Source organism: bacterium, assembly GCA_019637795.1.
Classification (GTDB): Bacteria; Desulfobacterota; Binatia; order HRBIN30; family CADEER01; genus JAHBUY01.
On sequence record JAHBUY010000007.1, the window covers coordinates 223258 to 235075 of the forward strand.

Genomic DNA, 11818 nt, shown 5'->3' on the forward strand with positions numbered 1-11818 from the left:
CCGCCGCCGCGCTCGGGCCCTACGCGGCCGCCATCGATTCGATCGGGAACTGCTTGCAGAGCGCGATGACGTCGTCGCGCACCGACGCCAACCCGGTGCTGTCCCCCACCCGCTCGAGCGCCCGGCCGATCAGCTCGGCGATGGCCGTCATCTCGGGCTCGCGCATGCCGCGGGTGGTCACCGCCGGCGTGCCGATGCGAACCCCGCTGGTGACGAACGGCGAGCGCGTTTCGAACGGCACGGTGTTGCGGTTGACCGTGATGTTCGCCGCCTCCAGCGTCTCCTGCGCCAGCTTGCCGGTGATCTCGGTGTTCCGTAGGTCGAGCAGCATCAGGTGATTGTCGGTGCCGCCCGACACCAGCCGGAAGCCGCGCTCGGTCAGGGCGTCGGCGAGAGCGCGCGCGTTGCGCACGATCTGCTCCTGATAGACGCGGAACTCCGGCCGCGCCGCTTCGCGCAGCGCCACCGCTTTGGCGGCGATGACGTGCATCAGCGGCCCGCCCTGGTTGCCGGGGAACACCGAGGAGTTGAGGCTCTTCGCGTATGCCTCGCGACACAGCACCATGCCGCCGCGTGGACCGCGCAGCGTCTTGTGGGTCGTGGTGGTGACGAACTCGGCGAGCGGCACGGGCGACGGATGGATGCCGGCGGCGACCAGGCCGGCGAAGTGCGCGATGTCGACCATCACCATGGCTCCCACCTCGTCGGCGGCGGCGCGGAACGGGGCGAAGTCGATGCTGCGCGGATAGGCGCTGTAGCCGACGACGATCAGCTTCGGCCGGTGCTGGCGGGCCAGCTCGCGCATCGCGTCGATGTCGAGCCGCTCGTCCTCGCGGCGCACGCCGTAGGGTACGACCTTGAAGAACTTGCCGGAGAAGTTGACGGGGCTGCCGTGCGTCAGATGGCCGCCGTGGGTCAGGTCCATCGCCAGGATCGTGTCGCCGGGCTGGAGCTGCGAGAAGTACACGGCCATGTTGGCCTGCGAGCCCGAGTGCGGCTGCACGTTGGCGTGCTCGGCGCCGAAGAGCGCCATGGCGCGGTCGATCGCCAACTGCTCCGCCACGTCGACGTGCTCGCAGCCGCCGTAGTAGCGACGGCCCGGATAGCCCTCGGCGTACTTGTTGGTGAGGATCGAGCCCTGCGCCTCGAGCACCGCCCGGCTGACCACGTTCTCGGAGGCGATCAGCTCCAGATTGTGCTGCTGCCGCTCCGCCTCGGCGCGGATGACGCGCCAGATCTCGGGATCGGCCTGCTCGAGCGCGGACGCCATGGGTTACGACTGTTTGTGGCTCTCGATGTAGTTGACGACGTCCTGGACGGTGCGGATCTTCTCCGCCTCCTCGTCCGAGATCTCCATGTCGTACTCTTCCTCGAGCGCCATCACGAGCTCGACGATGTCCAGCGAGTCGGCGCCCAGGTCCTCGATGAAGGAGGCCTCAGGCGTGACGTCGCCGTCGCCGACGCCCAGTTGCTCACAGATGATCTCGCGCACCTTTTGTTCGACCGGAGAGGCCATCCCCACCTCCTAATCCTGACTAGATGTACAAGCCGCCGTTGATGCCGATCACCTGACCGGTGATGTAGCCCGCTTCCCGTCGGGCCAGAAAGCCAACCAACTCCGCCACCTCGTCCACCGTTCCCAGTCGGCCAACCGGAATGAGCTGCAGATACTCCGATCGCCGGTCCTCGGGCAAGTAGGCGGTCATCTCGGTTTCGATGAGACCGGGCGCCACCGCGTTCACCGTCACCGAGCGGGACGCGAGCTCGCGCGCCATGGACTTGGTGAAACCGATGATCCCAGCCTTGGCTGCGGCGTAGGCGGCCTGGCCCGCGTTGCCCATCACCCCCACCACCGAGGTGATGTTGATGATGCGCCCGTAGTGCGCCCGCAGCATCGTGCGCGCCGCGGCGCGCGTGCAACTGAAGGTGCCGCGCAGGTTGACGGCGATCACCTGATCCCATTCCTCGGGCTTCAGCCGCAGCAGGAGGTTGTCGATCGCCATGCCGGCGTTGTTGACCAGGATGTCGAGCCGGCCGGCGGTCCTGACGATGCCGGCGATGGCGGCCGCGGTGGCCTCGACGTCGGCGACGTCGAACTGCACCGCCTCCGCCTGTCCACCGGCGGCGGCGATCGCCGCGACGCACGACTGCGCGGCATCGCCATCGCGGACGTAACTGACATAGGTCCGCGCGCCTCGGCCCGCCAGATGACGAGCGATCCCGCGACCGATGCCGCGCGACGCCCCGGTGACCAGGGCGACCTGGTCGGCCAGCGGACCGCTCATCGCCTGGGCGCGGTCCGGCTCAGTCCTGGATCTCGACCACCTGCCGGCCGCGGTACATGCCGCAGTGCGGACAGGCGCGATGGCGGAGCGCCGCCTCCCCGCACTCGGGGCACGGCACCGTGCTGGGCGCCACCAGGGCATCGTGCGCGCGGCGCTTGTTCTTCTTCGACACGGAGGTACGTCGCTTGGGAACGGGCATCGGGGTCTCCTTGCGGCCGCCGTCTGGCGCGGCGGGCCGATCGTGATCGATGAACGGGTGTGGCCTCGTCAGGAATCGCGGCGCAGGCTCCGCAGCACCGCCAGGCGCGGGTCACCGTCGTCGGCGGCGCAGCCGCAGGCGCCGGCGTTGAGGTCGGCGCCACAGCGGGCGCAGAGGCCGCGGCAGTCCTCGCGGCACAGTGGCAGCGTCGGCAGCGACAGCAGCAGCCGTTCGCGCAGCGGCGGCGAGAGGTCGACCTCCTCGCCCTCGTACCACATCATGTGCTCGTCGCCGCCGCCGTCGAGCGCCTCGTCGGCCCACCGTCCGCGGCGCGGCACCATGATGAAATCGAAGTCCGGGTCGTGGTCGAATTCGAACTCGCGCAGGCAGCGCGCGCACACGCCGGCCACCCGGCTGCGCATGTGGCCCTGGAAGAACAGCTCCTGGCCGGTGCGGTAGAAACGCACGTCCACCGTGGCGGGTCCGCGGAACTCGTAGTCGTGCGCCGGTCCGTGCGCCAGCAGCGGGCTCAGCTCGTCCGTCGGCTCGTCGCAGACGAGCGACTTGACGCGTTCGTCGATGTCGCGAAGGGGGATACGCACGGCCTCATACCGGGGAGCAGAAGTTCGCGAGAGTATCGGCGAGGGTGGCGAAAATCAAGATTGGTCGGCACCTTCCACGCCCAGGCGACGCTCCAGTCGGCGCACCCGGCGGAACAGCTCGGGCAGCCGCGTGGTCGCCGCCATGGCCCGGCGCCAGAGCCCCATTTCCATCGCCGGATAGCCGCCCATCGTCGCGCCGGCGGGCACCGAGTTGTTCACCCCGCTCTGGGCGGCAATCTGCGCCCCGTCGCCGATGGTCAGGTGCCCCGCGGTCCCGACCTGCCCGCCGATCCGCACCCACTGGCCGATGCGGGTGCTGCCGGAGAGCCCGACCTGCGCCGCCAGCATGCTGTGCGAGCCGATCTCGCAGCCGTGGGCGACCATCACCAGATTGTCGAGCTTCACGCCCTGGCGGAGGACCGTCGAGCCGACCATGGCACGATCCACGGTGCTGTTGGCTCCGACCTCGACCTGGTGCTCGAGCACCACGTCACCGCCCTGCAGCAGGCGCTTGATGCCGCCGTCCGCTGGCGCATAACCGAAGCCGTCCGAGCCGATCACCGACCCGGCGTGCAGCACGACGTCGTCGCCGATGCGCACCCGCTCCCGCACCGTGGCGTGGGCATGAGCGGTGAAGCGCTCGCCGATGGTGACGTCGTCGTAGATCACCACGTGCGGCGCGAGGCGGGCCTGGCGCCCGATCCGCACCCGCTCGCCGATCACGGCGTAGGCGCCGATCGACGCGTCCGGCCCGATCACCGCCGAGGCGGCGATCTGCGCCGTCGGGTGGATGGAACGCGGCCAGGTCAGCGGGACGTGGAAGTGCTCCACGGCGCGCGCGAAGGCCATGTACGGCTCCGGCGTGCGCAGGCTCGGCAACGGCGTCGCCGGCGCGTCGAGCGCCAGGATGACCGCCGCGGCGCGACAATCGGCGAGGAACTTCAGATAGCGTGGGTTCGCCACGAATGTGAGATCGCCGGCGCCCGCGCTCTCGATCGGCGCGCAGCGCGTGATCTCCACCCCCCCGTCGCCGTGCAGCTCGCAGCCCAGCCGCGCCGCCAGATCGCTCAGGCGCATCGTCCGCCTCCTCGTGTGCTGGGCCGCTCTTAGCGACGGCGCGCTGGCGCGGCAACTCGGCCCGTCGGTGCGTTGCGGTCGCGCAGACCCTGTGGTAGCTGCCGACGACTCGGCTCGGCGATCAGCGCCGGCACCCGTGCGGATCGCGAATCCCGCGCCGGGCCGCACACGACAGATGCCCCAGCTCACTCTCGGTCTTCCCAAAGGCAGTCTCGAAGCCACCACCCTCGAGCTCTTCCGCAAGTCGGGCTGGAAGATCTCGGGCGCCGACCGCAGCTACTTCCCCAGCGTCGACGACGATACCCTGCGCTGCGTTCTGGCGCGCCCGCAGGAGATGTCGCGCTACGTCGAGGACGGCGTGCTCGACGCCGGCATCACCGGCAAGGACTGGACGCTCGAGAACGATTCCGACGTGCACGTCGTCTGCGACTTCGTCTACTCGAAGGCCAGCATGCGCCCGACCCGCTGGGTGCTGGTGGTGCCCCAGGCCTCGCCGATCACCACCCTGGAGCAGATGCAGGGCAAGCGGATCGCAACCGAGATGGTCGGCTTCACCAAGCGCTACTTCCGTGAACGCCACGTCGACGTCGACGTCGAGTTCTCGTGGGGCGCGACCGAGGCGAAGGTCGTCCAGGGGCTGGTGGACGCGATCGTGGAAGTGACCGAGACCGGCAGCACCATCCGCGCCAACGGCCTCAAGATCATCCACGAGCTCTGCCAGTCCAATCCCCAGTTGGTCGCCAATCGCGGCGCCTGGGAGGACCCGTGGAAGCGCGAGAAGATCGAGCAGATCTCGCTGCTCCTCAACGGCGCCCTGCAGGCCGAGGCCAAGGTCGGGCTCAAGATGAACGTGCCGAAGGACAAGCTCGACGCCATCATGGCGATGATCCCGAGCATCACCGCGCCGACCGTGTCGCCGCTCTACAAGACCGAGTGGTTCGCCATCGAGACCGTCATCGCCGAGGCGGTGGTGCGGGAGCTGATCCCGCAGCTCCTCAAGAACGGCGCCGTCGGGATCATCGAGTATCCGCTGAACAAGGTGATCTGACCTCGATGCGACAAAACGCCTTCACCGCGGAGGCACGGAGACACGGAGGGGGCAGCGTCGCAATGGCGGGTGGGTGCGATCCCTATGGCCATTGTTGATGGCGTTGGGGATCTCCCCCCCCCCGAACCCCCTAAGCAAGGCTAACAAGGTGATCTGATGTTGCGCTGCGCTCCCGTCCGCTGGCTCGCCCTCGCCGGCCTCGTCCTGCTCGCCGCCTGCAGCCAGCAGACCCCCGAGGATCGGGCCCGCGAGCAGGCGGAGAAGCTGCAGAAGAGCATGGTCGACGTCGAGGCGGTGGCGCTGGAGCAGAAGGCTCCGGCCGACGTGGTCTCGGAGGTGCAGCGCAATCTGACGGCGGTCAACGAGTACCAGGGCGAGATCAATGGCACGCTCGACTCGGTGACGATCAACGCCATCCAGGCGTTCCAGCGCAGCGCCGGTCTCAGGGACGACGGCATCATCACCGAGAAGACGCGCGAGAAGCTGGCGGCCGCCGCGGCCAAGCCATAGCGGCGGTAGACCTCGGTGTTCCTCCGTGGTGAAGGAGGCCATGGCCGATCGCTTCGCCGAGAGTGAGGCGCTGCTCGAGCGCGCCCGCCGCGTCGTTCCCGGCGGTGTCTACGGACACCAGGCGCCGCGCATGGTGGTCGGCGGCTCGTACCCGTATTTCTTCGCGCGCGGTGAGGGGTGCCGGATCTGGGACGTGGACGGCAACGAGTTCATCGACCTGATGTGTTCGTACGGGCCGATCGTCCTCGGCCACCGCCACCCAGCCGTCGAGGAGGCGGTGCGCCGGCAGATGGCCGAGGGCGATTGTTTCAACGCCCCGAGCCGGCGCTGGGTCGAGCTCGCCGAGCGCCTGGTTGCGATCACGCCGTTCGCCGACTGGGCGGCCTTCGCCAAGAACGGCTCCGACGTCTGCACCTGGTCGGTGCAGGTGGCGCGCGAGCACACCGGCCGCCCGCTGGTCGCCAAGGCGACGGGCGCCTACCACGGCGCGCACGCCTGGTGCACCCCGGCGCCCGCCGGCGTCACCGCGGAGGACACGGCCAACGTCGTCACCTTCACGTACAACGACCTCGACAGCGTCCGTCGGGTGGTCGACGCGCACCGCGATCGCCTGGCGGCGATCATCGTCTCGCCCTTCCGCCACGACGCCTTCCACGACCAGGAACTGCCGGTCGAGGGCTTCCTGCCCGGCGTGCGCGCGCTGTGCGACGCCGCCGGCGCGGTGATGATCCTGGACGACGTGCGCGCCGGCTTCCGGCTCCACCTCGGCGGCTCGGGCGAGCGCTTCGCCGTCCGGCCCGATCTCGCCTGCTACGCCAAGGCGCTCGCCAACGGCTATCCGCTCGCCGCGTGCGTCGGCCGCGAGGCGCTCAAGGGCGCCGCCGAGCGCGTCTATTTCACCGGCTCCTACTTCACCAGCGCGGTGCCGATGGCGGCCGCGCTCGCCTGCCTCGCCGAGCTCGAGGCGTCCGGCGCCATCGCCCACATGGAGGCGATGGGACGGCGGCTGCAGCGCGGCATCGCGGCGCAGGCCGCAAGCCACGACCTGTCGATCACCTACTCGGGACCGCCCGCGATCCCCTTCATGACCTTCGCCGGCGATGTGAAGTTCGCCCGCAGCCGCGTCTTCGCCGCCGCCTGCGCGGCGCGCGGCGTCTACCTCGCGCCCTACCACAACTGGTTCGTGTCGGCGGCCCACCGGGAGGGCGACATCGACCAGGTGCTCGACGTCACCGACGCCGCCTTCGCGGCGGTGCGCAACGCGGCCTGAGTCGCGTCGAGGTGCCCATGCCCGATCTGCTCTACGACAAGTCCGATCACGTTGCCGTCATCACCCTCAATCGGCCCGAGCGGCTGAATGCCATCAGCATCGAGATGCTGCGCGCCCTTGGCGATGCGCTCACCGACGCAGACCGCGACGGCGCCGTGCGCGCCGTCATCATCACGGGCGCCGGCCGCGGCTTCTGCAGCGGCCTCGATCTCAAGGACGCCATGGCCGGCACGGGCATCGGCGGCAGCGGCGCCCTGGCGCCCGGCGGCGGCGCCGCCCACTTCGGGACCCGCGAGCTGCCGACGGTCGTCCTGCACGAGATCGACACCCCGGTCCTGTGCGCGATCAACGGCCCCGCCGCCGGCTACGGCCTCGACCTCGCCCTCGGCTGCGATATGCGCCTGATCGCCGACACCGCCCGCCTGCTGCCCGGCTTCGCCAAGCGCGGCATCGTGCCGGAGAGCGGCGGCACCTGGTACCTTCCCCGGCTCGTCGGCTGGGCAAAGGCGTGCGAGATCGGCTTCATCGCCGACGACATCGCGGCCGACCGCGCGCTCGCGCTCGGCTTGGTCAACGCCGTCGTGCCGGCCGCCAACCTGCTCGACGAGGCGCATCGCTGGGCGGCGAAGATCGCCGCCAACGCGCCGTTGGCGATCCGCGCCATGAAGCGCCTGTATCGCCACGGTCTGAGCGAGGACTTCTCCTCGCACTCGCATCACGTGCTGATGCAGCTCCTGCTGCTCTTCCGCTCGCAGGACTTCCAGGAAGGCATGATGTCCTTCATGGAGAAGCGGCCGCCCAGGTTCGGCGGCGCGTGAGCGCCGCCGTCAGCCGTCAGCGGCAGGCGCGATCCGACTGAGGACCGCGGGCCGACCGCCGCCGGCTATGGCGTGACCGGTTTTCCCTCGACCGCCGTGGTTTCGACGATCCACGGCGGCGCGGTGTCGGGGAAGGCCGGCGGCGCGGTCGTTTCGTCCACAGCCGGCGCCGCCGTCAGCAGACGGTCGAGCTCGCCGGGATCGATCTTGCCGATGTACTTGCGGACGCCGTAGTCGTAGACGCTCGGCGCCACGTGGACGCGGCCGAAGGCGAGGTAGGCGTTTCCCTTCACGTAGTAGAGTCGCACCTCGTAGGGCGCGAACGGGGGATCCAACTCGAGCTGCTGCACCTCGGCGTAATCGGGTGGACCGTAGAGGCGGACCCAGTCGCGTAGATCCGAATTGCGCGCCATCTCCGCCGCCAGGGTGCCGCGGGAGATCAGGATCGGGTCGCCGACCTCGATGATCTCCGGCCGGTTGACCGCCGGATGCGACTGCGCTCGCGCCCCTCCCGCCCAGCCGAGAGCCACCAGCGCTGCCCCTGCCACGAGTACCGCTCCACGCCGCATCACCGTTCCTCCTTCACCCCGGCGAGGATAGCCGCCCGCGATCAACCCTCAAGCAGTTTTTTGCGTGTAATCAGTCGGTTGGCGGCATACATGCGAGGTGCTCTAGCAACTGCGGATGAGCGCCTCCCCGGCGCGGACGACGCCGGCCAGGCGCCACTCGGCGTCGAGCAGAATGAGGTCGGCGCGCCGCCCGATGGCGACCCGCTGCCCGTGATCAGCCCGATCGATCGCGGCCGCGGGAACGGCGCTGGCGGCGTCGAGGATGAGGTCATCCGCCAGGTCCGGCATCCAGTCGCGCAGGTTGCGCACCGCCGCGGCGAGGGTCAGGGAGCTTCCGGCGAGGCGGCCGTCGTCGATCCGGCGGACGGCATCGGTGACGACGCAATCGGCGCCGAACAGGCGCAACGGTCCGGGCGCCTGACCGACCGCGGCCACGCCGTCGCTGACCAGCAGCCATCCTCCGCGCGGCTTGCTGCGCATCGCCAGCGTGAGGGCGCGGCGGTCGACGTGGACGCCGTCGGCGATGAGCTCCACGCGCAGCCGGTCGTCGGCCAGCGCCACGCCGAGCAGGCCGGGCGCCCGATGGTGCAGCGGCGGCATCGCATTGAAGCAATGGGTGACGTGCGTCGCCCCGGCGGCAATCGCCGCGTCCACCTCCGCGGCGGTCGCCTCGCTGTGGCCGAGCGACACCGCGACGCCGAGCGCGCGCGCGTGGCGGATCACCTCCAGGGCGCCCGGGAGCTCGGGTGCGAGGGTCAGCAGACGGATGTGCCCCTCGGCAACCTGGTGCAGGGCGTCGAGCTCGGCGAGGGATGGCGGGCGCATCCAGTCCGCGCGCTGCGCGCCGCCGCGGCGGGGATTGAGGAACGGCCCTTCGAGATGAATGCCGAGGAGTGACGCCCCGACCTCCTCACGCATGGTGGCGGTCACGGTCGCGACGGCGCGCCGCAGCGGCTCCGGCGGCAGCGCGGCGATGGTCGCGAGCAGCGCGGTCGTGCCGTGCGCGGCCAGCCGGCCGCGGATGCGCCGGACGCCGTCGGCGTCGGCGTCCTCGAACATGGCGCCGCCGGCGCCGTGGACGTGCAGGTCCACCAGGCCGGCGGCGACCACGTGGCCCCGGACGTCGATCGTCTCCGCCGCCTCATCCGTGGCGCCGGCGCCGATACCGACGATCGCCCCGCCGCCGATGCGCACGTCGCACTCGTCGCGCCAGCCGTCGGCGGTCAGCACCCGGCCGCCGCGCAGTCGCAGGCGCGGCGCGGCGCGGCTCATACGGCGCCGACGGCGCGCAGCGCGGCGATCTCGGCGGCGCTGAAGCCGTAGCCCGCGAGGGCGACGTCGGTGTCGGCCCCGAGCTCCGGCGGCAGCCGCTCGACCGCGCCCGGGCTGGCGCTCAATTTCACCGGCACGCCGGTGGTCTTCAGCGTGCCGAGCGTCGGGTGCGCCAGCTCGACGTACATCTGCCGGGCGCGCACCTGTGGATCGGCGAAGGTCTCCGCCATGTCGTTGATCGGCCCGCTCGGCACGTCCGCGGCGTTCAGCAGCGCCACCCACTCGGCGGCGTCGCGGGTCGCGAGGCGAGCCTCGAGCGCGGCGGTGAGGGCGGCCCGCTCGGCGACGCGGGCGAGCGGGGTGGCGAAGCGTGGGTCCTCGCCCAGGGCCGGAAGGTCGAGCGCAGCGCACAGGGCGCGCCACTGGCGGTCGTTGCCGCAGGCGATATTGAACCCGCGGTCGCGCGCCCGGTGGACGCCGTACGGTGCCGCCAGCGGATGGTGGTTGCCGGCCAACGGCGGCGGCGTCCCGGTCGCGAAGTAGATGCCGGCGCTCCAGCTCAGCACCCCGACCAGGGCCTCGAGCAGCGAGGTGCTCACCACCTGCCCGTCGCCGGTGCGCTCGCGGTGGTAGAGCGCCAGGGCGATCCCGTGCGCCGCGAAGGTTCCGGCCAGGATGTCGCCGATGGCGATGCCGACGCGAGTCGGCTGCTCGGTGCCGGTGACGCTCATCAGCCCAGACATGCCCTGCGCGATCTGATCGAACCCCGGCCGCTGGGCATACGGCCCGTCGGCGCCGAAGCCGGAGATGTTGCAGTAGATGAGGCGGGGGTTGGCGGCCCGCAGCGCGTCGGCGCCGAGACCGAGACCGGTCATGACCGACGGGCGGAAGTTCTCGACCACCACGTCGGCCTGCGTCGCCAGGCGGCGGAAGGCATCGCGGCCGGCGGGCAGCCGCAGGTCGAGCGTGGCGCTGCGCTTGCTGCGGTTCACGGAGAGGAAGAAGTAGCTCGCCTGCGCCCCTCCGCCGCCGAATTCGCGGCCGCCGCGTGGCGGCTCGAGCTTCAGCACGTCGGCGCCCATGTCGCCCAGCAGCATGGTGCAGAAGGGGCCGGCCAGGTAGCGGGTGAGGTCGAGAACCCGCACGCCGTGCAGCGCGCCGGCGCTCATCGCCCCTGGAAGCGCGGCGGCCGCTTCTCCAGGAAGGCCGCGATCCCTTCCTGGTAGTCCGCGCTGTCGAAGCAGCGCCGCATCGCTTCGCGCAGGCCGGCCATGTCGCGATCGGCCGGCGCGCGCAGCGCCTCGCGGATGGCGCGCTTGTGCGCCGCGACCGTGAGCGGCGCGCCGTGCGCCATCGCCAGGGCGTACTCGCGCGTCGCCGCCTCGAGCTCGGCGGCGGGGAGGACGCGGTTCACCAGCCCGATGTGCATCGCATCGCCGGCGTTCAGCGTGCGCGCCGAGAGCAGGATGTCGGCGGCGTGCGTCGGTCCGACCACCTGCACCAGACGAACGATGCTCTCGAAGGGATACGACAAGCCGAGGCGCGTCGCCGGGACGGCGAAGCGCGCCTCGGCGGACGCGAAGCGCAGGTCACAGGCGAGCGCCACGGCGACGCCGCCGCCGAAGCAGAAACCGTGGATCATCGCCATCACCGGCTGCGGCGCGTGCATCAACGCCGCCCAGGCGCGGCCGGAGACCTGGTCGTACGCCGCGGTCGCCGCCGCATCCGCGCGCACGGCGCGGAACTCGCTGATGTCCGCGCCGCTGATGAACGCCTGCTCGCCAGCGCCGCGCACGATGACCACCCGCACGTCGCGGTCGGCGCCGAGGGCGGTGATCGCGTCGGCCAGTCCCTCCCATACGGCGACGCTGAGCGCGTTGCGCGCCTGCGGCCGGTTGACCACGACCCAGGCGAGCGGGGGCTCGCGGTGCACGAGGAGGGCGTCGTCGGCTGCCATGGCCGACGACTCGATCATTTCCGCCTTGCGGTCAACCGCGCCGCCGGCGCTGTCGCGCCGACGCGACGGCGTTGCGGGACCCGATTGCCTCCCGTACAGGAGATGGGGGTGCGCATGCGATGAGCCGCCGGAAGCGAACTGCCGATCAGCCGATGGCCGCGCCCGACGGATTCCATCACCAACCCTTCCGCGGTCTCAAGGCGCGCGCGCC

14 protein-coding genes are annotated in these 11818 nt (G+C 71.1%); 4 read left to right on the forward strand and 10 right to left on the reverse strand.

All coding sequences use genetic code 11. The features are described from left to right. Nucleotides 1-19 precede the first annotated feature (19 nt). The 6 genes from KF840_22705 to lpxD all read right to left on the reverse strand — a co-directional run bounded on the left by KF840_22705 (nt 20) and on the right by lpxD (nt 4163). Entirely contained in the window at nt 20-1270 is a 1251-nt protein-coding gene (locus KF840_22705; protein MBX3027716.1) for a serine hydroxymethyltransferase, read from the reverse strand. A 3-nt stretch (nt 1271-1273) separates the two neighbouring features. Further along, on the reverse strand, nt 1274-1516 hold the full coding sequence (gene acpP / locus KF840_22710; protein MBX3027717.1) for an acyl carrier protein: 243 nt from the start codon (nt 1514-1516) through the stop codon (nt 1274-1276). A gap of 19 nt (nt 1517-1535) precedes the next feature. Further along, nucleotides 1536-2285, reverse strand: coding sequence for a 3-oxoacyl-[acyl-carrier-protein] reductase (fabG, locus tag KF840_22715; GenBank protein ID MBX3027718.1), 750 nt, complete (start codon nt 2283-2285; stop codon nt 1536-1538). A gap of 19 nt (nt 2286-2304) precedes the next feature. After that, complete coding sequence (rpmF, locus tag KF840_22720) at nt 2305-2484, reverse strand: 50S ribosomal protein L32 (protein MBX3027719.1); 180 nt, start codon at nt 2482-2484, stop codon at nt 2305-2307. 68 nt (nt 2485-2552) lie between these two features. Then, a complete protein-coding gene (locus KF840_22725; protein MBX3027720.1) occupies nt 2553-3086 on the reverse strand; it encodes a DUF177 domain-containing protein in 534 nt (177 codons plus the stop codon). A gap of 54 nt (nt 3087-3140) precedes the next feature. Continuing rightward, nucleotides 3141-4163, reverse strand: a complete 1023-nt coding sequence (gene lpxD / locus KF840_22730) for a UDP-3-O-(3-hydroxymyristoyl)glucosamine N-acyltransferase (protein ID MBX3027721.1) — start codon at nt 4161-4163, stop codon at nt 3141-3143. Nucleotides 4164-4338: 175 nt separating this feature from the next. Between lpxD and KF840_22735 the strand changes: the two genes are divergently transcribed. The 4 genes from KF840_22735 (at nt 4339) to KF840_22750 (ending at nt 7809) form a co-directional block, all read left to right on the forward strand. Beyond that, complete coding sequence (locus KF840_22735; GenBank protein MBX3027722.1) at nt 4339-5211, forward strand: ATP phosphoribosyltransferase; 873 nt, start codon at nt 4339-4341, stop codon at nt 5209-5211. Nucleotides 5212-5367: 156 nt separating this feature from the next. Beyond that, nucleotides 5368-5721 (forward strand): peptidoglycan-binding protein, encoded by a 354-nt coding sequence (locus KF840_22740; GenBank protein ID MBX3027723.1) that lies wholly within the window; start codon nt 5368-5370, stop codon nt 5719-5721. 40 nt (nt 5722-5761) lie between these two features. After that, a complete protein-coding gene (locus KF840_22745; GenBank protein MBX3027724.1) occupies nt 5762-6991 on the forward strand; it encodes an aminotransferase class III-fold pyridoxal phosphate-dependent enzyme in 1230 nt (409 codons plus the stop codon). A 17-nt stretch (nt 6992-7008) separates the two neighbouring features. Beyond that, nucleotides 7009-7809 carry an enoyl-CoA hydratase/isomerase family protein gene (locus KF840_22750; protein ID MBX3027725.1) on the forward strand — a complete coding sequence of 267 codons (801 nt, stop codon included), beginning with the start codon at nt 7009-7011 and terminating at the stop codon, nt 7807-7809. Between the two features lie 65 nt (nt 7810-7874). On the opposite strand, the gene KF840_22755 is transcribed toward KF840_22750, so the two are convergent. From KF840_22755 to KF840_22770, 4 genes are all read right to left on the reverse strand, one after another. Next, the gene (locus KF840_22755) at nt 7875-8357 is read right to left on the reverse strand and encodes a hypothetical protein (protein MBX3027726.1); all 483 of its coding nucleotides are present in this window, start codon (nt 8355-8357) and stop codon (nt 7875-7877) included. A 123-nt stretch (nt 8358-8480) separates the two neighbouring features. Beyond that, a complete protein-coding gene (nagA, locus tag KF840_22760) occupies nt 8481-9650 on the reverse strand; it encodes an N-acetylglucosamine-6-phosphate deacetylase (protein ID MBX3027727.1) in 1170 nt (389 codons plus the stop codon). Beyond that, complete coding sequence (locus KF840_22765) at nt 9647-10819, reverse strand: CoA transferase (GenBank protein ID MBX3027728.1); 1173 nt, start codon at nt 10817-10819, stop codon at nt 9647-9649. The genes nagA and KF840_22765 overlap by 4 nt, the downstream gene beginning before the upstream one ends. Beyond that, entirely contained in the window at nt 10816-11607 is a 792-nt protein-coding gene (locus KF840_22770; GenBank protein MBX3027729.1) for an enoyl-CoA hydratase/isomerase family protein, read from the reverse strand. The genes KF840_22765 and KF840_22770 overlap by 4 nt, the downstream gene beginning before the upstream one ends. Nucleotides 11608-11818: the final 211 nt, after the last annotated feature.